Below are 24,410 nucleotides of genomic sequence, written 5' to 3' on the forward strand. Positions count from 1 at the left end.
TCCTGATCGACCTTCGCACTGCGCATGCAAGCTGATTTTGATTTTGGCTACATATGCGGATCATGTTTTGAGCAGGCTATATGACGAAAAAAGAGCATTGATAACCGGCGTAACTGGTCAAGACGGTGCGTATCTGGCCGAATTGCTGCTCGCGAAGGGCTATGAGGTCCATGGCATCAAGCGACCTCGCTCTTCAATACCGACCGCATTGATCATCTCTACCTCGATCCACATGAGCCGGATCCTCAGTTCCGACTGCACTATGGTGATTTGACTGACTCTTCCAGTCTGATCAGGATCGTCGGCCAGGTGCAGCCGGACGAGATCTACAATCTCGCCGCCCAAAGTCACGTGACCGTTTCGTTCGAGGAGCCGGAATATACCGCGAATTCGGACGCTCTTGGCACGCTGCGAATCCTCGAGGCGATTCGGATCGTGGGGCTCGAGAAGAAGTCCAAATTCTACCAGGCCTCGACGTCAGAGCTGTACGACCTGGTGCAGGAAGTCCCGCAGAAGGAGACCACTCCGTTCTATCCGCGGTCGCCTTACGCCGTTGCGAAGCTCTACGCCTATTGGGTCACGGTGAACTATCGTGAGGCATACGGAATGTATGCCTGCAACTGAATTCTGTTCAATCATGAGTCTCCCGTGCGGGGCGAGACCTTTATCACCCGAAAGATCACACGCGCCTTGGCCCGCATCCACCTCGGCCTTCAGGAGCGTCTTTATCTGGGCAATCTTGACGCGCTCCGCGACTGCGGGCATGCGCGTGACTACGTCGAAATGCAGTGGCTGATGCTGCAGCAGAATACGCCGGAGGACTTCGTCATCGCGACCGGTGTGCAGCACTCGGTTCGCCACTTCGTGGAGGTTGCCGCGGGCGAAGTGGGGATGCGGATCCCCTGGGAAGGAACGGGCGTCGATGAAAAGGGCTATAATGCCGCCACAGCGGCGGGGCGTCCCAATGCCGTCAAGGCAGGCGGATGGCGTCCTTCACCGAGATAGCGTCGGGCCGGCCTGCGGTCATCGCCACCTGCGTTTCGGAGGCGGACGGTGCACTTCGCAGTGCGCTCATCTCGAGCGCCCAGCGACCGACGATGGCCCGACGATCCCAACGCTCGAGTGAGCGCTTCCGTCCTTCGGCGCCGAACGCCGCGCAGAGCGCCGGATTCTGGGCAAGCGTGCAGATCGCATCCGCGAGAGCCCGCGTGTCGCCGGGCGCAACGACCATCCCGGCCCCCTTGACCTCCTCGGCCAACCCCGTTCCTTCGGTCGCCATTGCGATCACCGGACGGGCGGAGCCAAACACGGCCCCAAGCTTGGATGGCAAGACCAGATCAGCCGCCTCTGCCTTCTGCGGAATGAGATGCACGTCCGCGGTCGCCATCAACTCGTTGAAGCTCTCGTTGGGTTGCAGGCCGAGAAAATGAATGTTGGAGCGGCCGGCCGCCATTTTGAGCAACCTCGCCTTGTCAGGCCCCTCTCCCGCGAGGATGAAATGAATTTCGGGATGAGCGTGTTGCAGGATGGAGGCGGCTTCGATCACGAGATCGAGCCCCTGCTTGTTCGACATCGTGCCCGAATAGAGTCCGACGATATCGCTTTCGCCAATGCCGAATTCACGCCGATATCTGGTCTGCCTCGGTCGAGGAAAGATGGCGCTCGTGTCGATCCAGTTTCTGATCTCGACGGTCCGCTCCGCAGGAACGCCCTTTGCCAGCAGCCGGTCGACCATCTGCGGTGAAATCGACGAGACCCGGTCGAACGAGTGAAGAATGCGAGATTCGACTCCGAGCATCAGCCTGCGAAGCGCGCCGTTTCGAAGCAGTCCCAGATCAAAGGCGGCATCAACCTCGAAATCCTGCACATGGAGCCAGGACTTTACACCTACCCGCCGCGCGACGAATGAAACGAGCGCGGACGACATCAAGGAGGGAGCGGTGGAGAGCATGACGTCGGGCCGCCATTCGAGCGCCTTCGTGAGCATCGGCAGCGCGGTCGTCAACGCGAACGAGGCATGGTGCAGCAGCCTCTTCGCACCCGTCGGCTTCCGCGGCACGTATATCGGGGCGCGCGTGATCTCGACACCATTGACGTTCCGAGCCCTGAAATAGTGACTGTCGAAGCCGACCGGGATTTGCCAGGCGGGATAATAGGGCGGTGCAGTGATCACTCTGGCCTCGTGCCCCTCGGCCACAAGGCTCTCGCAGAGCTCCGTGTTGTATTTCGCAACGCCGATCAGATCGGGCGCATAGTTGATGCCAACCAGCAGAATACGCATCAAGTACAATCCAACTTCTAAAACCGGAATCGAAAATTCACGTCTCGAAAAAGCGTTGATCTCGTCAGTCGCCGGAATTGCCTTCCAAATGACGACCGTAGCCCTTCAGAAAATCCTCATATGCCCCCGCCAGCCCGATCGGTAGCGGGGTAGTCGAGCGCCAGCCCAGTTGGCGAATCCGCGAACTGTCGAGGAGCTTGCGGGGCGTGCCGTCCGGCTTGGACGTATCAAAAACCAACCGGCCCGCATAGCCCACGACCTTCGCTACCATGGCGGCAAAATCGGCGATAGAGACTTCGTCACCACTGCCGACGTTGATGGGCGGATCGTTCGAGTAGTTCTTCAAGAGGAAGACGCACGCATCGGCGAGGTCGTCGACGTTGAGGAACTCGCGAAGCGGACTGCCCGTTCCCCAGACGGATACCGTCGGGGTCCCTGCCAGTTTGGCCTCGTGGAAGCGTCGTATCAGCGCCGCCGGCACGTGGCTGTGCGCTGGATGATAATTGTCACCGCGGCCATAGAGGTTGGTCGGCATCACAGATATGAAATCGTCACCATGTTGCCGCCGGTGTGCCTGACAGATCTTGAGGCCGGCAATCTTGGCGATTGCGTACCATTCGTTGGTCGGCTCGAGGGGCCCCGTCAGCAACTCGCTTTCGGCGATCGGCTGCTTGGCGTGCTTGGGGTATATGCAGGACGAGCCGAGAAACAGCAGACGCCCAACGCCGATTGCATGACTTGCGCGGATCACGTTGAGTTCGACAGCGAGATTGTCGCAGAGAAAATCGACGGGGAAATTACTGTTGGCGGCAATGCCGCCGACCTTGGCGGCGGCATGGATCACGACGTCCGGACGGTTTGCCTCGAGCCACCGCAATGTCGGTTGCTCCTTTGCAAGGTCGAGTTCTCCGCGATCGGCATAGAGGAGGGTACACCTCTCTGACGCGAGGCGGCGCATGATGGCCGAACCCACCATTCCGCGATGGCCGGCCACGAAGACCCGCCTTCCAGTCAGATCGTAAGAGAACCCCCCTGACATAAATCGACCCTTGCCTACTGAAATCCGAATGCTTCACGGCCGCCGCCACGGCGTTTCAATGTTGTGGTCTTCGGTGTCCGAAGCCGAGCCGGGAGCCGTTCCAATACTCCCTACCAATACGACGGCCGATTGTAACCGAACGAGCATGTTAATGATGAAGATGCGAAGGGATCCTCGGGCTGGACAACACAATGACGGCCTATTCTCCCAAATGCAGCCAACAAAGTTCGAGAGTGCCAACAGCTCAAATTCAACCGGCCAAAGGCCGCAATGTCTCGGACGCCGACCAAATATGCAATAATTCTCTGCCTAAATTAAGGTCCACTACGTCTCCCCCTTCAGGGAAGTGCTGTTGGAGCACCCGAAAATCTACGGGCAAAGCAACGAGGCTATGCGCTGTCGGGCGACCACGGAATCCTACGGGGTCGGAAAAGTCACTTCCGCATGCTCGGCAAAGTGCAGGCAACGTTCGCGTCGATTCGTGGATGAGCCGCTCGAACTGCGATTGAGATGTCTGCAACTGCGGCCCCAAATGCCGCTGTCGAACGTGGAGAGGCAGTTGCCCCGCTCGTCATGTTCGCGCCGAATTAACCTTGCTGAATTGCACCTGCCGGCGTCGGTCAAAAGCCATCGGTGCCAATCCGTATAATTTTAGCGGTCCTCGCAGGCGCACCTTAATGACCAAAACAACTCGTACCCGGCCATTAAATTCAGGAGAACGGGCGATGCCATAGCAATTTCCCAGCTGAGGAGAGCGCTATGTCGATCGATCCGAAAAATCTCGCTGGAACGGCCACACTCACGTTTTCAGACGATTTCAATTCGCTCAGCTTGTGGAATGGCACGAGCGGCACCTGGGATTCGACCTATTGGTGGGCGGCTGCCAACGGCATCAACATAAGTGGCAACCAGGAGGTCAACTGGTACATCAACAGCAATTATGCACCCACGAGTTCGGTGACGCCGTGGAACGTGAACAACGGCATCCTCGATCTTCATGCGGGCCCCGCAGCTCCCGCGATCCAGCCCTACATCAACAATGCCCAATACACGTCGGGCATGATCACAACCTATCACTCCTTCTCGCAGCTCTACGGCTACTTCGAGATGAGGGCCGAGCTGCCTGCCGGCCAGGGGCTCTGGCCCGCATTCTGGCTGCTGCCCACCAATAATGCGCTGTTCGGGACCGTGCCCGCTCAAGAGCTGGACATCATGGAGTCGCTCGGCAACAACCCGACCATCGACTACATGACATCGCACAGTTCTGCGACCGGGAGCATGCAGCTCCAGCAGGACGGAGTCTACCTCCCGACGATGACGTCTGGATTCCACACCTATGGCATGGACTGGGAGCCCGATACGATTACCTGGTACGTCGACGGAGTGAAGACCTTCCAGATTGCTACTCCATCCGACATGCACACCCCGATGTATATCATCGCAGACCTGGCACTGTACGGCCCGGCCATCACCGACCCCAGTTCGCCGGTGGGCGGCGACATGCTCATCGACTACATCCGCGCCTACTCCGCCAAGCCGCCTACCGTTCAGATCAACTCGTTCTCGCCGGACAGCAACGTCACCGGCGACGGCATCACCAATGCGAAGCAGATTACGGTGACAGGCTCGGCCGCCGTCGGCGCGACAGTCCAGATCTTCGATGGTTCGTCCAAGCTTGGCACGGCGGTGACAGACAGCACCGGAAAATGGTCGTTCGTCGCGGCAAACCTGACCGACGGGGTTCATTCGTTCACAGCGCAGACGGCGGATCAGAGTGGCAACGTCACGTCGTCGTCCGCGCTCACGGTGACGGTCGACACGACCGCGCCCGTGGCCCCGAGCATTGCTTCATTCACGCCAGACAGTGGAACGATCGGCGACGGCATCACCAACCAGAACCACGTGACGCTGAACGGCACCGCAGAGGCCAGCAGCACGGTCCAGATATTCGACGGAGCGACGCAGATCGGCACGGTGGTTGCCGACAAGACCGGCAGCTGGTCTTTCGCGACGGCAACCTTGAGCGACGGCAACCACGCGTTCACGGCCAAGGCGATGGATGCTGCCGGCAACGTCAGCTCTGCCTCTACTTCGCTTACCGTGACGATCGACACGACGGCTCCCGCCCAGCCTGTCGTTGCGTCGTTCACGCCGGCTCAATCCGCCATTGCCGGTACTGCCGAAGCCGGTGCGACCATCGCACTCTACGACGGCACCACCCTGATCGGCTCCGGAAAGGCCAAGAGCGACGGCACCTGGAGCATCAACGTCGGATCGCTTTCCTCAGGCTCCCACTCGTTCTCGGTGACTGCGACCGACGCAGCCGGCAATACGAGTGTGCAATCCAATGTTCTCCAGACCAAGGTCATCGAAAGCGCGGGAAGCACGACCCTGGAGCAGGTCGGAACCAGCCTCCACTTTGTCACAGGCAGCACCGACGTCGTATTCAAACTGGCGGGTGCCGCGCTGAGCACAGATCAGTTCCCCAGCTACAATTTCATCGGCGCCGAGAAGACAGCGACCGGCTACGACGTCGCCTGGAAGGATGCCGGCACTGGCCTTTATTCGGTCGTGGCCACCGATGCGAACGGCAACTTCCTGTCGACCATCGCCGGCTCGGTCTCCGGCACAAGCGATGCGCTTCGATCGCTGGAGTCGACGATGCATCAGGATCTGAACGGCGACGGCACGATCGGCCTGCCCGTCAAGATCATCGAGACGGCGGGCAGCACGATCTTGGAGCAGGTCGGAAACAGCCTCCACTTTGTCACAGGCAGCACCGATGTCGTGTTCAAACTGGCGGGTGCTGCGGTCAGCACGGATCAATTCCCCAGCTACAATTTCATCGGTGCCGAGAAGACGGCGACCGGCTACGACGTCGCCTGGAAGGATGCCGGCACCGGCCTGTATACGGTCGCGGCCACCGATGCGAACGGCAACTTCCTGTCGACCATCGCCGGCTCGGTCTCCGGCTCGAGCACGTCGCTGCTCTCGCTGGAATCGACGATGCATCAGGATCTCAACGGCGACGGTACGATCGGTACGAAGGCCGGCACCGTCGCGACCAGCGTTAGCCTGCAGCTTACGATCGATGCAGGAGGCAGCCTCGAGCTCGCCGGCGCCGCGACGGGCGCGATCACATTCGGCAAAAACACGGGCATGCTGATCTTGGATCAGTCCAGCAAGTTCACCGGAAATATTCTGGGTTTTTCGGGCAATGGCGACCCGACCGCCTCGGATATCCTCGACCTGAGGGATATCGCGTACGGGGCCGGCACCCGGGTTGCGTACATCGGAAATACCTCGGGCGGCGTGCTGACGGTCACCGACGCGCAAAACCATACTGCGCATCTGAATCTGACGGGCGACTACACACGAATGACATTCGCCCTGTCCAGTGACGGACACGGCGGCACATTCGTCATCGACCCTCCCGCGACGAACGTTGCTCCGCTGACACTGTCGATGCCGAATCAAGCCGCCACAGTGAGCCAGGTCGGCGATGGATTTGTTTTTCATCCGTCCGCGGCCGCCGGCAGCGCAAGCACGTATGATGGCCACGCCCGGTTGCCGTTCAACGAGGCACAGCTTGATTGGTACACGAATTCGATTGCGCAGGATGTGCATCTCGACATTCACGCCCTCGCGGATGCTATGGGCTACACCCACACCCACGACAGCTTCATGCTGCATGTGTAGAGGGAGCAGACGCGCGTCTTCCTGAGGGGGAGGGGGCGGGGGCGGAGACAGTGAAGCCTGCCGGCCCCGTCGTGACGGAATTCGCGACCGATCTGGAAAGCGCGAACGCGTCCGACCGCGCTGTGCCGCGCAAATCTTGCCGAGAGGTAACGGGTCTGCCAATATCGCGTGCGATCACCTGGAGCCTGAGAGATGCCGACACGCAGGGAGATTTTAGGCTCTGCTTTATTTGCGCTGCTCTATAGCCAAGCCCGTGCTGCCGAGCAGACCCCGGCGCCGCTTGCAGATCTCAACTTTCTCGATCGAACGGCATCGGACCAGCACGCGCGCGTCCTTCGTGGCAATCTGCGCTACGTGGACCACGAGGTGTTCGGCGATCCGGCCGGCGTCACGATCGAGGAGGCGGCTCTGAACGGCGTTGAGGATGCCGGCTTTTCGGCACAAGCCGCGCTGCCGTCGGGATGGCAGGTTACGCCGATGACCGGCAAGGTCGTCACCTTCACCAAGGTCAACGCGACGTCCGGCCGCCTGCAACTGCGCGGAGACGCCGCAGGCCAATTCTACGTTGTCATGGCTACCAACCGGCACTTCGCGGTCAAGCGCGGAGAACTGTTGACCGGATCGCTTGCCTTGCGGTTGGCAAATCGCGACGCGGGCGGGCTGACCAAGGTAGAGCTCTGCATCCTTCAGCTGAAGTCGGACGGATCAGCCATCCTTCCGGTCGCCGTCCCGATTCAACTGATGCAGACCGACAAGCCGTGGTGGGAGCAAGTTCGGTCGGTTGCCCCCGATGACGGTTTTGCGAGCCTCGCCCTGAGAGTGACGACGCAGGCGCGGTTCGACGCCACATTCGAGCTCCATTCGCCTCAGCTGGAGCAGCGTGCCTGGCGGTCGACGTTTTGCGCCACATCGCGCAAGGCCGACGACGTGATGCTGACCGACGCTGAGGGCTATCTCTCGCACGCCGAACGTTCGGTCCTCATTACGGCCGATGCGCCGAGATTTGTGGCGTCGGGCGCGCTATGGTGCGAGTACGCCGACCCGGACAACTATGTCGAGATCCGGCAGCGCGAGAGGGTTCTCTATGCGACAGTCGTGAGCAAAGGTACCTCGAGCGAGGTTCGGCTCGGTGTCGTGCCGCCGTTGATGCGGTTTACCGTTTGCTTGGTTCAAGGCACCGGCGGACTTGCGGCGTCGCTCAATGGAAAGTCTCTCAAGACGATCGATTGCGAAATACCAACGAGATTGAAGCTCGCCCGACTGGGCAGCGGCCCAAGCGGCAGCTGGAATTCGACAATCGCGAGACTGACTTTATTCGCCGCGAAGGTTTCAAACGGTGCCTCGTTGAGCCGCCCCCCCAAAGCCTTCTTCGACGACTTCGACCGTCCGGACTCCCACAATCTCGGCGCCTCGCCGACAGGACAGGTCATGCGCAGGATTGGCACGGTCGGCAGCATGATATCGAAGGGGAAATGGGTTGTGACGGACGGGGGAGTGGGACTGGCGCATGCCGCGTATGGGATCGTCCGGTTGGACCGTCCGCCGCGGTACCTTGGGGCGGTTCTCGATTGGACGACGGGATCATCGGGTGGAGCAGCAGCGATGCTCGCCGCGACCGACGACGATCCGGGGAGATCCATCGATGCGCTCCATGCCGTCGTCACGGATCAAAAGGAAATCTTTCAGACCATGATCGCGACGAAGGTCGAGACGGCTCTGGCCGAGTTCGTCTATCCAGTTCCGATGGAGCGCGACGGCAGAACACCATACGGGGTCGCCTGCCTGACCAATTTCGAGGAAAAGGCGGTTGTCTACGTCGGTCCCCAGGGTGATCTGGCGCGTCACGTCCATCATACCTATACTGAAAGAGCCGGTCCGTTTGCTGTCTTCGAACACTTTTGGCAGCTTACGCAATGCCGCCCGGAATTTTTCGCCGTCGCGGCGGCATGAGACAGTTCTCGGTCATTGCGAATGATCCGGAAGATTGGAAGGAGCGCTTCATGAGACACGGAACAGCCGTGCTAACCCTGCTGTTGCTATCCGGAGGGGGAGCAATGGCACAGGGCGTATCGCAAACCCCGAGTCAGACCGTTACGCAGCAACGCCAAGGCGGATCGACGGTGTCGGGGGGGCCTAATTCGGCGGTGAGAACCAACCAAGGCGTCAGCACCGGATTTAGCAGCCCGTTCGTAAGTCCATTCGGAAACTCCAATAGCTCCCAATCGAAGGGCGGCTACGCCGGTTCCGGCTCCAGCCGGTAATTCTCTTCGCTAGGGCGAGGTTCACGAGTTTCCCGACGCCAAGCCCAATGCATCCTGCCAGCGCGTCGATCAGGAAATCCGACACGCGTGCGCGGCGCGTTGGCGACGGGATATTCAATAGCCGAATCTGCCGCCTGTCCGCCCTTCGCCGTATAGATTCTTCAGTGCCCGGCGATCCAAATCGGCGCTGGTGTGCCAAGCTTGGTTAGCTGCTGGTTAAGCCCCGCAAGATCGTTGCAAATCAGCAACTGCCGTGACCCAAAAATCTGCTCCAATGCAGAATCACTTAGAGATTGCGCTGAGCCCATGATAGTTCCGAAGGCATGGGGACTAATTTTAAATTCAAATTTTTTGTCGGAATTGCCCTTTGCGCCACGATTGCTCTGGCCGGGTGCAGCTATTTGCCGACATCGGGGCCGTCCAGCCAAGCTGTAAAGAGCGAGGCGCCGGTCGATGAAAACAGCCTTCCGTATGCGCTGGTCCGCGTCAATTCAGACGTGGTGTCCGTACTTGCGCGCAATACGGGCAAGTTGACGGTTACCTATCCCGATCGTCAGCCCCCCCGCGAAATCAGATTTGGCGTGGGCGACGTCGTCAGCGTGACCATCTTCGAGGCCGCCGCAGGCGGCCTGTTTATCCCGGTTGAAGCGGGTGTTCGACCCGGCAACTTCATCGCCCTGCCTAATCAGACGGTCGACCACAACGGCAATATTTCGGTGCCTTATGCCGGCGCTGTTCGCGCGCAAGGGCGGACGCCTTCAGAAGTCCAGCAGGCGATTGCGGATTCGCTGAAGAATCGCGCGATCGAGCCCCAGGCAGTCGTCGCCCTCATTGATCAGCGGACGTCGCTCATCAGTGTTCTCGGCGAAGTGAACAATCCGGTTCGCTATCCCGCAAACGCTGCTGGTGAGCGCCTGCTTGATGCGATCACTCGCGCCGGCGGCCCCAAGGGACAAGGCTTCGACACTTGGGTCATGCTCGAGCGCAACGGCAAGCAGGCTACCGTGCCGTTCGGGTCGCTGGTGTACGAGCCGTCGAATAATATCTGGGTCCATCCGAACGATACGGTTTACGTCTATCGTGAGCCGCAGACGTTTGTGGCCTTTGGCGCAACCGGCCAGCAGGGTCAGTTCAATTTCGACGCCTGGCGAATTTCGGTGGCCGAGGCCGTGGGCAAGGCAGGCGGCCTGAACGATACGCTGGCTGATCCCGGAGCGATCTTCCTCTATCGCGGTGAGCGGCGCGAAATCGCCGCGATGATGGGTGTCGACGTGAGCCGTTTCACGACGCCGATCATCCCGATCGTGTATAATTTCAATATGCGCGACCCGTCGACATACTTCCTGGCGACCAAGGTGCTGATCCGGAACAAGGACGTTCTGTACACGTCGAACGCTCCAGCGGTGGAATCGGCGAAGCTGATGACGTACATCAGGCTGGTCACCGCAACGGTCAACGATCCGATAGTTGCAGCCTACAATGGTGCGGCCCTTCGGAACCTGGTTGTAACTGGTCCCTGATCCGCATGCGGTACGACCGGCGATACATCGTCGTCTTGAAGACGGCGGTGGTCGCCCTCAAACCGCGGCAGATTTCGGATGCATTTGGTGCGCTGCTGTTCGCGGTCGTGGCCATTTTGCCTTTCCCGTTTGCATCAGTGTCCTCCGTCGCCATTTCCCTTTGGTGCGGCTTGGTGGGTATAGCGGTGGTCGGGCTTGCCCTGCGACCGCCGGCCATTGCTTCACCGCTCTTTCTTGCAGCCATCATTGCCGTCGTCGTCGCGAGCTATGCGACCATCCTTTACCTTCAGGTCGTGCCCCGAGCGCCGTCCGATCCCCTGGTCCATCCGATCTGGGCCCAAGCCAGCCAGATTCTGGGAATACCCTTGGAGGCCAGCGCGTCTATTGCCAGGGGGCAGCCTTATCTCGCGATCGGCGCGCCGCTTCTGAACCTGCTGCTGTTCACGGGGGGCTACATGTGCGGCGCCGACGAGACGCTCTCGCGCCGCCTGTTCCGCACGATCGCTTGGGCGGGCGGCCTCTATGCCGTTTACGCGATTTGCTCCTACGCGCTCGAACCCAACCTGGTGCTGTGGCAGGAGAAGATCGCCTATGCCGGCAATCTCACCGGGACGTTCACGAACCGCAACGCCGCGGCGGTCTATTTCGGGTCGATCGCCATTGTATGGTTGCTGCTCACGTTCCGGCGTCTCAATCTGCGCAAGAAGCGCCGTTCCGGCAAACGCCGCCGCCCAGCGACGAGCCTCGTCAATTGGCGAGTCCTTGCGCTGCCGGGCAGCTTTTTTTGCATTTGCTTGCTGGCATTGGTCCTGACCGGTTCCCGTGCCGGGGTGGCGTGCAGCTTTGCCGGTCTGCTCGTGGCCTTTGGGCTGAATTTCAGATCGGAAATGTCGCCCAGGCTTCGCAACTGGCTGGCCTTTGGTGCTGCCGTCGTCGTCACCCTGGCGATCTACCAAATCTTCGACAGCGGTTTGGGCGAACGGTTGGAAACGGAAGGCACAGCCGGCGGTGGACGTGCCAGCGTCGTGGCCTCGGTCCTTCGCATGATTTCGGATTTTCCGTGGCTCGGAAGCGGGTTGGGCTCGTTCCGCTGGAGCTTCGCCGCCTATCGGAGTAGCCAGATTTCAGGCTGGGGCGTGTGGGATCGGGCCCATAACGTCCCCCTTGAGATTGCGGCAGAAGGCGGCCTGGTGCTGGCGGGCATCGTCGTTCTGGCTTGGATTGGCGCGATGGCGATCCTGCTGCGCGCCTGCCTCGACCCTCGACGCTCCCGTACCCTCCCGCGCGCCGCTCTGGCCGTCTCAACGGTCGCAGTGTTGCACTCCCTCATTGATTTTTCACTGCAAATCCCTGCGTACTCCGGTACCGTAGTTGTCCTGCTCGGCGCTGCTCTCGCACAAACGCAGAAACCAGTGGTAGAGCAGGTTGAGGCGGCTGAGCGGTTAACTTTGAAGTGAACCAAAGTCCGGAAAGCCTCGACTGACGTTGATGTCACGGCGCTATGCGGTTAAGATATCGTTATATTTTTGGAAGGGTTCACGGTATGTTCCGAATCGCTTTTAAGCAACAAATCACTGGCGTCGCAGCGTTTGCGATTCTCGCAATGAGCGTAACCGCTCTGGTGCCGACACCCGCGTCGGCCCAGCGTTCGCCTCAAGCAACTGCTCAATTCCTGAGCAATCCGGCAGAGCTTCTTGCCAAGAATCCCACCGGCGGCGCCGAGCTCGTCAGCGCCGTTCGCGAACTGGTCTCGGGTGACTCTGCCACACTTCAGCCGATCATCAATTTGATCGCGAATGCCAACAAGGACCAGAAGGCGGCAATCGGCGCGGGCCTGGCGCAGGCTGCCAAGGTCATCGTCCGAACCAACCCCGGTCTTGCCACGGAAATCCAACAGGCGATTCTCAACACCAAGGATCAGGACGTCGTTCTGGCCTTCGCCGCCGGCGCCGGCGACCGACCGATCGGAGCCGCAGGCGGCGGCGGTGGTGGTGGCGGTGCTGGCGGAGGTCAGACCAATCCGCTCCAGTTCGGCGGTGGCGGTGGTGGTGGTCCGCAGCCGATCGGCGGAGCCGCGACCAACACTCCGCTGTTCAGCTACACGTCGAGCGTGACCGGCTTGGGCAATACGTTTGCGAATTCCGGCGTCGTTTCGAGTTCAGTAAGCCCGTGAGAGCAATGCCGGGGAAATCCGGCATTGGCTACATTACCGGCTCGGGCCGGAATGAGCGACTGCTTGCGAAACAGGCGGCCGTATCGGCTTGCCGCATCACAATGATCCCAAAATGCTCCAGCTCCTGAAGCCCGAGGAACGCGAGATCGAACGCGCGGACTACGTGTCGCCCGATCAGATGTTCGCGGCTGCCCTTGGTTTCGTGCGCCGCCAGTATCCGATCTTTCTGGTCACGATGCTGTGCACCCTCGCATTGGGGGCGGCTTATCTCGTGGTGGTCCGATCGACCTATACTGCGCAGGCGACGATCATCATCGACACCCGAAAGCTTCAGCCCTACACCTCCCAGAACGCGCTCTTTACCGAAGTCCCGGTGGACTCGCCCGCCGTGGACAGTCAGCTCGAGCTGATCAAGTCCGATAACATTGCGCGATCAGTGCTCCGCGATCTGCATCTGGCGCAAGAGCCCGAATTCGCCCGTTATGGCGGAGGCTTCGTCGGCAATCTCCTCTACTATTTCTACCAGCTCTTCGAACCCGGCGATGAGTCCCAGGACGAGATCGAGCGACGCGCCCTGCGCGAGTTCTCGAACAATCTCTCAGCCAAGCGCGTAGGCGTTACCTACGTGATCGAGATAGCGTATCGCTCTGCCTTGCCGGGGCGGGCTGCCCAGGTGGCAAATGCCGTCGCCGAGGCCTACATCAACGATCAGCTCGATGCCAAGTATCAGTCGGCCCGCCGTGCGGGCGACTGGCTTTCCAGCCGTATCCAGGAGCTGAAGCAGCAGGCGATCTCCGCCGATCGCTCGATCGTCGACTTCAAGAGCAAGAACAACATCGTCGATGCCGGCGGACGGTCGATTTCCGAGCAGCAGGTCGCAGAGCTCAACAGCCAGCTGCTCGCAGCACGGACAGTCACCGCGGACGCGCGTGCACGCCTCGATCGCATCGAGCAGGTCATGAAATCGGACGTTCGCGACGCAACGGTAACGGACACTTTGCGAAGCGACGTCGTAAGCAAGCTGAGATCCCAATATCTGGAGATCGCCAATCGGGAGGCCGACCTTTCTGCGAAGTACGGGTCGACCCATCTGGCGGCAGTCAACCTGCGTAACCAGATGCGCGAGATCGCCAAGTCGATTACCGCCGAGCTCGGTCGCCTCGCCGAGACCTACAAGAGCGACTACGAGATCGCCAAGCAGCGCGAGGATGAAGCACAGCGCGCGCTCGATGCCGCCGTCGCCCGCTCTCAAATCGGTGGGCAGGCCCAGGTCCAGCTGAAGGAGCTCGAGAGCAACTCCCAGACCTACCGTTCGATGTACGAGACCTTCCTGCAGCGCTATACCGAATCCATTCAGCAGCAATCGTTCCCGATCACGGAGGCCCGCATCATATCGAGCGCGGGCCGGCCGTCCAAGCGCAGCAGTCCCAAGACCATTCTCGTTCTCTCGATGGCGGCCGCCGGCGGCCTGATGCTGGGCTTCGGCATCGGGCTTATGAGGGACCTGTCCGATCGCGTGGTACGCACCAGCGATCAGGTCGAGCGGTTGCTGGGAGCTGATTGCCTCGCAACCCTTCCCGTTCTTCCGGCGCTCGCTCTCCAGCCCAACGGCCCCCCTCCGTCACCGCATGAGATGCAAGCCGAGGCTGGCGCTTTCTGGGCCGTGGTCAGCTCGCCGTTCTCCAGATACGCCGAAGGCATCCGATCGATAAAGTCCGCGATAGACCTCAATAGTCGACTACGCAGCGGCCGTGTCGTGGGCCTCTCCTCGGCGCTTCCAGGCGAAGGGAAATCGACCACTGCCGCGGGCCTTGCGTTGCTCAGCGCGCAGTCCGGGCACAAGGTACTCTTGATCGACGCGGATCTTCGCAATCCGTCGCTCACGAAGTTGATGGCGCCAAAGGCCGCCGCCGGCCTCGTCGAGGTTGTCCTGGGGGAACGCAAGTTCGAAGACGTCGTTCTTCGGGAGAGTACAACCGGCCTGGATTTCCTGCCCGCGGTGATCCATGCCCCGATCGCGCACACCAGCGAGATCCTCGCGTCCGAAGGCATGCGAGCGCTCATCGAGCGCTTCAGCAACATGTTTGACTACATCATCATCGACCTCTCTCCGCTGGCGCCGGTGATCGATGTCCGCGCCACCGGACATTTCATTCCTACCTATCTCCTGGTGCTCGAATGGGGCAAGACCAATATTGATGTGCTTGAGCGAGCATTGGCGAACGCCCGGCTGGTTCGTGAAAATCTGCTTGGCGTGGTCATGAACAAGGCCGACACGAATCTTTTGAAGCGATACGAAGGATACGGGACGAGCTACTACTACGATCCCAAGTACTCGCAGCCGAGCTAGATCGTTGAGGAGCGCCGATTTCACCGGTGCAGCCGCGACCGGCATCACGTCTCTGCTTGCGGGCATCCTGGGACTGGGTGGGGTCGTTTGGTCCGCCATCACGTTGCCGACCTTTTGGCGACAACTGCCATTGGAGCAATTCTCGAACCGCATTGTTCGCGGGGAGACCTTCCCGGTCGACCGGCTGGAAGAGAAACTCCGGCTTTATCGCGAGGCTGGTAGCCCGGTCCGCTGCAATGCCACCGCGGCCCACGATACGGCTGTCGTAGATCTGGCGATTCTCCGGGAGCAGTTCGATGCATCTTCGGAAACCGACGCGCGCCTCGAGCGCAGCAGAAATATCGTCGTGGAAGCGCTGTCATGCTTACCCTCAGATCCGTATCTGTGGTTTTCGCTGTTTCAGATCGAAAGCCTCCGTATGGGACTCCGACAGGAATACCTTCGTTACCTCGACATGTCGTATCGGGTCGGTCCTAATGAGGGTTGGCTCGCGATTCCAAGAAACCGCGCAGCCTTTGCCATCTTTCCGGCCCTTTCAGAGGCACTCCAATCCAAGGTGATAGACGAGTTCTGCTTGCTTCTGCGAAGCGAGTTGTATGCGGAGGCTATTGAGATATTCCTTGGCGCGGCGCGACCTCACCAAGCCGAACTGGTGAGCCGGATGGGCGCGGTCCCAATCAGGAACCGACAGCTGTTTGCAGTTCAACTCGCGCGCAAGGGTATCGACCCTCATATTCCGGGGACGTCCGTGGTCGTTCGCTGAAACGCGCGACGCGACATGACATTCGCCCCGTCCGATCAGTGCATCCCGGGACAGCTACCTGCAGGATAGCGATCATCAAAATCGCAATGGAAGCCTGCTGCCCCCGCCAGTTGCAATCACGCGACCGCTGCCCTGAGCACGGAGTGGCTTCGGACAAATCTGATCATGATAGCGACACCTACACACATCACAGCATCCATGGCGAGCAGAACGCCCTCCTGGCCCCAGATCTTGAAGAAAACGCAAGCAATCGGCACATAGATCAACGACTGCCATACCTGCAGCCTCGCTGCTTCCCTGATATTGGACGTACCGATAAGCAAGGCGGAGAAGAAGAACTGCAAGGCGCTCAGAACGATGAGCAACGATGCCCCCGTCAGAAACAGATGATCAAGTTCGATCGTCGTATGCAGCCAGATTGACAACGCAAGATTACCGAACAGCCAGAAGCCCGTTCCTGCCAGGCAGGATCCTGCCAGCAGCATGATCCCACTGAGGCGCACGATCCGTGTGGCCGACAAATCGTCCCGCATCTTGAGCTTTGTCGCGACGATATTTGACAAGGGATACGTAAAGGCGATGACGAGCCCTCCATAGGACTGCATCAACCGCATGAATATTCCGAGTTCGGTGACAGCGTCTGGCCCTGCCATGAAACCGAAGAGTCCGGTAGCAAGTTGATATAAAATCCCTATCCCGAGGCTAATGATGGTGAAGTCGAGCGAGCTTAGCAGCAGGCGCCGGGCGATTCGGGGTTTCCACTTCCAGTCGCTTGAAAAAAGATTCCGGTTCCGGCGAACGACGTCCAGCGCATGGAAGACTGAACCCGGTAGAAAACCGAGACTGAGAAGGACAGCGGCAAAGACGATCGACGGATGGGTCGGAAATACAAAGAGCAGCAACACGAACGATAGGACATAACTCGCCAGCTGGAACAGATAGAGCCGATGCAACTGATGGTGCCCTGCATCTATTCCCTCAAAGATCGAGAGGAAGAACCAAAGGGCCAAGCCGAAAAACAGGACCAGAATCGTTGCAACAAACTCGCTGTGGTTTGCGAGAATCGCCTCATTCAGCGGCACCAGCCACATGAAAATCATCAGGGCAACTGCTGCAGCTCCAAATAACATGAGATTGAGACCTGCTGCGAGCACCACAGCAAGCGACACGGTCTCAGTCTTGAAGGCACTCGCACTCCGGCGCGTTCGAGCGACGGCATTTGCGATCACTCGTCCCATGCCGACATTGGCAAACCCGATCCACGAACTGATACTTAGAATAACAAGGAGCAGACCGAACCGCGATGGTCCCAGCTTGCTGAGAACCATCGGAGTGCCCACCAGATTCAACAGAATTGCGAGCAACCTCGCGAGCCACCCCGCAAGAGTCGATAACAATATCGGCTTCATATCGACCAGCGCATGCGTTGCAGCCCAAGTTCGCAATCAATAGATGATTGCGTCTGTGCGCGAGAAGAACTTTGCTGTCTCCGGTACCTTGCGAACATGAACCGCGGGATTTCCCGCAATGAGCGAGTAGGATTCCGGCTTTACATGACTCACAACCGAACCGGCGCTGACCAAACAACAGTTGGGAACCTTGACGCCCTTCGTAATAAGGCTGCCGGATCCAACCATCGTATAGTCGCCGACGATAATTGGCGAGCAAGTCTGCCTACACGACAGCGGCTCGATGCCGTGCGTTACCAATTGCGAGCGAACTCCTGCAAGTCCGCTGTACATACCGAATTCGATTCGATCGGAGCAATCGATATAGTGCTGGTGTGCAATCAGGCTCGCACGCTTCATTAGCAACTCCGATCGCCGCCCTGGGTTCTTCTTGAAGAATGGAGAGTTCAACTTTCGGGAAAGCCCGGTGATCCAATTGAAATTTCCAATAATCGCTCCCTCATGCATTTCGAGGTTGTCAAGGCGTCCGATGTAGTTGAAGTGACCGACGGAGGCTCCCTTCGCCAAACAAGCCTCATCGGCAAGGACAATCGAAAGGCCAATGCGAGAGTTCGCATCAATCGAAAAACCGAACAGATTTTTCAAGGCCCAGCGCCGAAGTGACCAAGGTACCAAGAACAACAAAATTTGAGTGCCCGCCTTCAACATTTCAATGCGCTCCTAAACTATGGAAACGGCCACGGCCGGTAACGGCGATATTGGATTTTGACGAACGGACATCACTTAGTACCGGAAATCGAATTCAGGGCTCCGGCATCCCATACGGCGAGTATTCGCCCGCCCGAAACCCCATCGTCCCTCAGCTGCAGCTTCGGAGCAGGAAGTCCGAATGGAGACCGCATCAGGTTGATTCTCCGGAAGTCTCCGTCCCGAATATCGGAATTGAACCACACGGAACTGTCGCTGGTCAGCAAGACGTACTTGAAGCCGGCGGACTTTATGTTGTTAAGGAGCGCAAGAGCATTTTTGAACGAGAGGTGGAAAAGTACTTCACGGCATATCACTACGTCGCCCCAGCGTTCGAGGGGTTGCTTCGTTGCATCCATACAGGCAAAGCGCCTCCTGGAATTTGCGTGGACCTCGTTGTGAGAAGCGATCAACGAAGGGACAATGTCGATACCGAGGTAATCGAACTCGCCGGCAACTCGAGACATCCAGTTAAAATCGCCGCAGCCTATATCGACGAGCCTGGTGCATTCGACATCCCGCAAGAACTGTGAGAGCTGATGGGTCAATGTGTCGGTAGCCATCGGCGAAGAACCCAAGCCTGAGAGACTCACCTGTTCCGCATTTTCGATCCAGGTTCCGTTTACGTAGATATCTGAAAATACCTGATCCAGCTGAGCCTTACGCATGTGGCTCGTGTCACGACCACGCACGCGTCTGGCGATATTGATGATTTCGTCCGCACCAAGGCGGAGCAATACGTGGCGAACAATTTCCTTGCAGGACTGCAAATGATCTAGCGGCATACGAAGGGATCCGACATTGAACTGCGCTGATGATTAGGAGACATCGGCCGCAGGCTGTAGCGATGGCTGCCCTTGCGGCAACCTCGCGTGACGCAGGCGAGTCGACGCGTACCGCCGTCTTGCCGAAGGCGTGTACGCCAGAAAGAGCATGAAGAAGAAAGAACCTATAAAACCGATATTGAAATTGTCCGGCTCAAACCACTGGATCAGCAGCGTGGTCGCGACCGCCAGCCCGCAGAGCAACGTCCTGCGATCATTGTGCTTCGTGCCAATCCAGACCAGATAGAGCCCGCGGCCGGCGACAACGAGCAGTAAAAGGCCACCGAGCAGCAGACCGAAGTCCATGAAGTAAGACAAGATGCCGCTATGGACCGCGTGCAGATTATATCGGCTGGAACGGAAGCCATATCCGAAGAACACATACTCGTCGATCGTGTCGAAGAAAACGTTCCACGATTCCGTACGACCGGTGAATCCCGAAAGAACCCCTCGATTCGGGTCGAACAGCGCCAGATCGTTCGTAACCTTGTCAATCAGCCGGTCGGTGTCGGTAAAGAAGGACAAGATCACAAGCGCGACTGGGAGCGTCATCATGAAGGCTGCGAGCATGCGAACGTTCATGATTTGCTGCGCGCGACTGAAGAGCGCTCGGTAGTTCGCAAAGGCGAGATACCCAAGGTAAAATAAGAGCGTGCCTATCATAATGGTTCGCGCACTGACTACGTAAGTTGCGCCGAAGCAAATCAGAAATACAGGCAAGCTCACACGCTTGACCGCCAAAGAGTGGAGCACCAAAGCAATATAGGCATATCGGGCATAGTGATTGGGGTGGATCAGACCGACCCATCGATACTCGTGAAATCCCTGAACAATCGCGGCGGCACTGAGGGATGCGGCCAGCGCCAGAAATCCCATCGCGAGCGCGTCGTCCACGCTCTGCGCAGGCGCCTGCCAAAAGCAGAGACAAAGCAGGAATGCTCCCAGCGTGATGACGTACTGGACAATTTGTGCTGACGACTCGATGTATTCGGCTCCAGCCACCGACGCGAGAACGATCAGGCCGGAGTAGATCAGGAGGAAGATCAGAATCGGTTGCGATCGGCGGATTGCCGCATACGCACCGTGACGGGCAAATACCAACAAGCCCAGCAAGAGCGCGGGTACCGCGATGAATAGGCTGAACCCTCCAACATCAGCCTGAGTGGTAAGGCCGCTGCGTAAATCCATCAGCTGGGCCGGCGTCGCCTTGATGCCGGGATAGCAGATTGCAATCACATAGAAACCGAAACCGAGCCCAGCCGCGTTGAATGCGCCTCCCTTGGCGAGGTTGCGCAGAATCGCGAGATTCTCTGTGACGAAGACCGGTAGTCTCATCGCGGGCCGGCCCCAGCGGGGGCAGTCTTGAGGAAAAGAAAATCCGCCTGCACCGGGCCATGCTGCGGATCAACATACTGATTATATACGCCTCCCAGCCGAAATCCATGTGCCTCCGTCCAGCGCGAGATATCGCCGAACAGCGGCTGGCCCTCATAGAGATGGATAAACGAGCACTCGATGTACAGAGCGTCGAATTGGTTAATGAGATCGGCAGATCCCTCCAGGACGTCCAGTTCACCGCCCTGAACGTCCACCTTCAGGAGCGCCGGCCCCCGGATGGCTCCCGCTTCCAGACAGTCCGACAGCCGGCGAACGGCTACCTCATCCATGCGCGCGGTCTGTTCCCCGAATATTTCGCGTTGGGCGGATCCCGGTTTCAGGAGCGACGAAGAATCGTCCTTGCTCGTGACGTAGATCTTAGCCGGCCCGGAGGTCGGGCCGATGGCGCAGGGGAAGAGCCGGACCCTGTCATCCCTGCCGAGAGCCTCGGTGAAGCGGGCGGCCGGCTCCGACAGGGGCTCGAAGGAGTAGATCTGCGCCTGCGGAAACAGCCGCCGCGCCATCACCGCGAATTGCCCCCTGTTCGCGCCGACATCCACGACCGTCTGAAAGGAAAGGCGCGACAGAGCCTCCCTGTGCTCGATGGCGGGAGCTATCCGCATGCTCAATAGCCGCCATAGCGACGGGCGAAGCGCGCAAAACACGCCTTTCTGGATGGTGATCAATTGCATTTTGCGGAATTCCTCTGCCTCAGGCGCACGATCCGGAACTCAACCGTAGGCCTGTCGATATCGTTCGGACGTTGCCCGGCCGTCGAAGGTTGCCCGGCTGTAGCGAAGGGCTCCCTCGCTCAGCGCGGACCACTCCTTTGGTCCCATCGCGTGAATCGCTTGGAGTTTCTCGACGAAGGATTCCGGCTCTGAAAGCGACAGCGCCCAGCCCGCGTTGCTCGCCGCGACGTCCGTCCAGGGGCTCCTGTCGCTGATCAGCACCGGCAGCCCGAGCGTCAATGCCTCCACGATCGAATGACCGAAATTCTCCCCCAGTGTCGGATGCAGGAGGACGTCATAATCCGCCAGCTGCGCGAACAGTTCGTCCTTGGGCAGGTTTCCCTTGAACGTCACGTCGCACCGTCCGGTCCCGGCTCGCGCCATCTCAACGCATTGTTGCGCATAAGAACTGTCGTCAACCTCGCCGAATATATCGAGCGAGGACGCGACGGTGAGGCGGCGTACCACGTCGAGCGCAAAGGTGACATTCTTTTGGACCGTCACTCGGCCAACCATCGCCATTCTGAGCTGCCCCGGCGGCTTTTCTCGCTTGGCCGGTCGAGGCGCTCCGCTCTCTACGAATTGCGAAACCATCAGCACCTCCTGGGAGCGCAGGTGGTTGCGGCGGATATCGTGCTCTTCGGCGGGAGACCCCGCGAGGTGAACGACCCCGCGATAGAGCCCGGTCAAATCGGCCAGGCGGCAGAACAGGCGCTTCTTCAGGGCGGACGCGGACATGATCACATCCATGAAGATACCGTGCGGCGTGTGGAAGACGCGCTTGCCCTTCAGAAATCCCAGGCGCTTGAGGATGAGAGTTGGAATAGCGACCAGCGGATCGAAGGCGCACTGAATGTCGACGACGTCGAAGTCCTCCCTGACGCGGTCGAAGAGAATGCGCAAGCCGGTTAGCCCGGTTGGAATATACTCCACTGTGGCAGCCCCCATCCGCTCGCGATGAACGGGCGCTTCGAACATGGCGGCACCAGTGGTGAAATCGTGGTTGAGGGTCACCAGATGGAAATCATAATCTTCCGACATGTTGTGCATGAGATTGCGGATCGCCGTGGCGGGTCCGAGATGCGACAACGACGGAAAGAAGGAACGATAGACGATCAGAACACGCTTCTTGGTCATTTGAACTCGGACAGCGTTGCAAAGCGATGCCCCGGCAGCTGCGCCCCGGCCCGATCCGGCGCACGCAATGGAATGTGCTCGGTCAAACCATGGCGATCGAGTTCGGACGAGATCAGGGCGAGGGTCTCGTCGAGTTGCGACGGCGCAATCCAGTTGCGCAAGCGCTCGAGAAGCTGGAGGCTGCCCCGGTACACGACAGCACTGTTGTTCCGGACCTCGGCCGTTGGGATATCGCCGTCAAAGGCCGTGATGGACCCGGCGCCCATGAACCTGTTTCCTTCGATCAGATTTCGTTCGGGCCGGAGAAGGTCCGAATGCTTGTAGCCGGCGATTTCGGGATAGCGGCTCGTCCAAGGCTCCTTGTCGACGGGCAAGCTGTACAAATTCCGAACACTGAGCCCGCCTGGAACTTGCATATGATCGTTTCGCCATATCTGCCACCACGATGCATATCCCAATGCAGCCCCCCAAATCGACGGCGAACTTAGAACGAAGAGGTTTGATAGTAACTTGTTATCCTTACCGCCGTTCATCAGTATCCCGTAAGGGATGCCCACGATGACGTTGTCGGTGACGAGATTCCCGCTCGAAAACTCGTCAAGATAAATCCCCCGGGCGTCGTTGAGGTATTGTCCGCCCGTCCCAAGCAAGACGTTTCGGCGAATGACGGTCCCCTGGCTGGTGAAGTCGCGCGCGCTGTAGATGAATCCCGAATCGCCCGCTTCGGTAAGGAGCTGAGCCAGAAGGTTATCCTCGATGACGTGATCGTTCCCGGAATAGATGATTCCGGACTGCGGTCCGTTGAAGATGACGCTTCGGCGCACGCTCATTCCGACCCCATCCATTTGCACCGCCGGACAAAAGGTGCGGTAAACCAGGGAGAAGTCCTGGATGCTGCTATCCTCGATCGAAATGCGACCCGGTGTCAGGCTGGCGCGGTCGCCTCCGGACAGCCACGCCCCGCGCCTGCCGACGGCGCGAATGCTCGCATGATCGATCCGGGAGTCACTGGAGTTCGTGTAGGCAATTCCATCGGCGCCCGCCAACTGGACGATGACGTTCGAAAAATCGATCGCTACGCTGTCGCGCACGGTCACGGCGGTCCCGATGGCGAGTTCGAAGACGACATCTCGGACGGTCAAATTATGAAAGCCAGAAATCGCCAGCAGGGTGTCGAGCACCGGCACCTCGAGGGTCTCGATCGGCTCCTCGGAGCAGAAGTTCAGCGTTCTCGCCGACGCGTCATAGAAAAAAGAGTTGCATTGGGCAAAGGTCGCCAGATTGTAGAAATACACCCTCTCGGGAGGCTTGCCGTCTGCTCTCAACCTGTTTCGATCCGTCAGCACGCCCTTCGAATCGACGGCAAGGGCCCGTGCATTCACGAAGAGATAGGAATCGGTGAGGTATCCGCCGATCCAGAGGTCGGGGGAGCGGCGCACCCCGTCCGGCAGATCAGCGAACGCCATGGTCGCGGTGCTGCTCCGCGGATCGCCGGCGATCTCGACCACCGGCAGGAAGCCCCTGCTGGGCCACCTTGTGGATTGCAGGCGCGTCTTGCCGTTGACTCGGATCATCAATTGCTTCGGCGATATGGTCGAGAGCTTCCTCAGCAGCTTCTGCGCCGTTTCGCCGGGCAAGTCGGAAAACGGCAATGTGTACTCGTATCGCCCGTCTCCGGAGCGCGACAGCCTGAGAAGGTTCTGTACGAAGGTCGCTCCCGATATCCTGGTGCCGCCAGGCGCGCCGCGGATGATGATGCGGGAGCCCGCGGGCGGTTCGGGACCGGAAATGGTAAGAGGCTGACTCAGGATCTGGGCTTCGGCAGGCAGGTTGATCCTGTACGTCACCGGCGTGGTGCGCTCTTTCCCATCCTTCCGCAGGAATTCGATTGCCTCAGCGAGCGAGGCGGCCCTGACCGTCCCTTCCTCACCGGGAATGCTCGTGCGCGTGCCCTCAACGTTGATGGAAACGTCGTCCGCTCTGCATCCGCTGGTCAGGACTGCCAGCAGCAACGCGAGCCCAGCAACGAGAGGGGACCTGCCCGACGGCATTACGGCAGAATTCATTTCTGATACTCGAATCGAGGGTGTAAGACTTGC

The 24,410-nt window shown here is 59.4% G+C and carries 16 protein-coding genes and 1 pseudogene; 8 read left to right on the forward strand and 9 right to left on the reverse strand.

Annotated elements, in window-relative coordinates:
• Window positions 1-67: 67 nt before the first annotated feature.
• A pseudogene (gene gmd, locus HAP47_RS06455) lies at window positions 68-954 on the forward strand (GDP-mannose 4,6-dehydratase); the annotation flags it as partial.
• Between the two features lie 16 nt (window positions 955-970).
• Here the strand turns inward: gmd and HAP47_RS06460 are convergent.
• Together HAP47_RS06460 and HAP47_RS06465 are read right to left on the reverse strand one after the other, a co-directional pair.
• A complete protein-coding gene (locus tag HAP47_RS06460; protein ID WP_173638960.1) occupies window positions 971-2,281 on the reverse strand; it encodes a WcaI family glycosyltransferase in 1,311 nt (436 codons plus the stop codon).
• 64 nt (window positions 2,282-2,345) lie between these two features.
• Window positions 2,346-3,320, reverse strand: coding sequence for a GDP-L-fucose synthase family protein (locus HAP47_RS06465; protein WP_173638959.1), 975 nt, complete (start codon window positions 3,318-3,320; stop codon window positions 2,346-2,348).
• A 759-nt stretch (window positions 3,321-4,079) separates the two neighbouring features.
• On the opposite strand from HAP47_RS06465, the gene HAP47_RS06470 reads away from it, so the two are divergent.
• From HAP47_RS06470 to HAP47_RS06500, 7 genes are all read left to right on the forward strand, one after another.
• Window positions 4,080-7,019 (forward strand): Ig-like domain-containing protein, encoded by a 2,940-nt coding sequence (locus HAP47_RS06470; protein ID WP_173638958.1) that lies wholly within the window; start codon window positions 4,080-4,082, stop codon window positions 7,017-7,019.
• A 192-nt stretch (window positions 7,020-7,211) separates the two neighbouring features.
• On the forward strand, window positions 7,212-8,969 hold the full coding sequence (locus HAP47_RS06475; RefSeq protein WP_173638957.1) for a hypothetical protein: 1,758 nt from the start codon (window positions 7,212-7,214) through the stop codon (window positions 8,967-8,969).
• 634 nt (window positions 8,970-9,603) lie between these two features.
• A complete protein-coding gene (locus tag HAP47_RS06480) occupies window positions 9,604-10,800 on the forward strand; it encodes a polysaccharide biosynthesis/export family protein (RefSeq protein WP_173638956.1) in 1,197 nt (398 codons plus the stop codon).
• A 35-nt stretch (window positions 10,801-10,835) separates the two neighbouring features.
• Window positions 10,836-12,257: an O-antigen ligase family protein gene (locus tag HAP47_RS06485; RefSeq protein WP_173638955.1), complete on the forward strand. Its 1,422-nt coding sequence runs from the start codon at window positions 10,836-10,838 to the stop codon at window positions 12,255-12,257.
• A gap of 86 nt (window positions 12,258-12,343) precedes the next feature.
• A complete protein-coding gene (locus tag HAP47_RS06490) occupies window positions 12,344-12,973 on the forward strand; it encodes a hypothetical protein (RefSeq protein WP_173638954.1) in 630 nt (209 codons plus the stop codon).
• 112 nt (window positions 12,974-13,085) lie between these two features.
• Window positions 13,086-15,323, forward strand: a complete 2,238-nt coding sequence (locus tag HAP47_RS06495) for a polysaccharide biosynthesis tyrosine autokinase (RefSeq protein ID WP_210285258.1) — start codon at window positions 13,086-13,088, stop codon at window positions 15,321-15,323.
• A gap of 4 nt (window positions 15,324-15,327) precedes the next feature.
• On the forward strand, window positions 15,328-16,086 hold the full coding sequence (locus HAP47_RS06500) for a hypothetical protein (RefSeq protein WP_173638953.1): 759 nt from the start codon (window positions 15,328-15,330) through the stop codon (window positions 16,084-16,086).
• Between the two features lie 116 nt (window positions 16,087-16,202).
• Here HAP47_RS06500 and HAP47_RS06505 read toward each other — a convergent pair whose 3' ends face one another.
• The 7 genes from HAP47_RS06505 to HAP47_RS06535 form a co-directional block, all read right to left on the reverse strand.
• Window positions 16,203-17,414, reverse strand: coding sequence for a hypothetical protein (locus HAP47_RS06505; RefSeq protein ID WP_173638952.1), 1,212 nt, complete (start codon window positions 17,412-17,414; stop codon window positions 16,203-16,205).
• A 117-nt stretch (window positions 17,415-17,531) separates the two neighbouring features.
• Window positions 17,532-18,203 (reverse strand): acyltransferase, encoded by a 672-nt coding sequence (locus HAP47_RS06510; RefSeq protein ID WP_173638951.1) that lies wholly within the window; start codon window positions 18,201-18,203, stop codon window positions 17,532-17,534.
• Between the two features lie 71 nt (window positions 18,204-18,274).
• Window positions 18,275-19,027, reverse strand: a complete 753-nt coding sequence (locus HAP47_RS06515) for a class I SAM-dependent methyltransferase (RefSeq protein WP_173638950.1) — start codon at window positions 19,025-19,027, stop codon at window positions 18,275-18,277.
• Window positions 19,028-19,060: 33 nt separating this feature from the next.
• On the reverse strand, window positions 19,061-20,401 hold the full coding sequence (locus HAP47_RS06520; protein ID WP_173638949.1) for an O-antigen ligase family protein: 1,341 nt from the start codon (window positions 20,399-20,401) through the stop codon (window positions 19,061-19,063).
• Window positions 20,398-21,135 (reverse strand): FkbM family methyltransferase, encoded by a 738-nt coding sequence (locus HAP47_RS06525; RefSeq protein WP_173638948.1) that lies wholly within the window; start codon window positions 21,133-21,135, stop codon window positions 20,398-20,400. Before HAP47_RS06525 ends, HAP47_RS06520 begins: the two co-directional genes overlap by 4 nt.
• Window positions 21,136-21,174: 39 nt before the next feature.
• Entirely contained in the window at window positions 21,175-22,311 is a 1,137-nt protein-coding gene (locus HAP47_RS06530; protein ID WP_173638947.1) for a glycosyltransferase family 4 protein, read from the reverse strand.
• Window positions 22,308-24,377 (reverse strand): right-handed parallel beta-helix repeat-containing protein, encoded by a 2,070-nt coding sequence (locus HAP47_RS06535; protein WP_173638946.1) that lies wholly within the window; start codon window positions 24,375-24,377, stop codon window positions 22,308-22,310. Before HAP47_RS06535 ends, HAP47_RS06530 begins: the two co-directional genes overlap by 4 nt.
• Window positions 24,378-24,410 lie beyond the last annotated feature (33 nt).

Source organism: Bradyrhizobium sp. 41S5, from assembly GCF_011516665.3.
Lineage (GTDB): Bacteria > Pseudomonadota > Alphaproteobacteria > Rhizobiales > Xanthobacteraceae > Bradyrhizobium > Bradyrhizobium quebecense.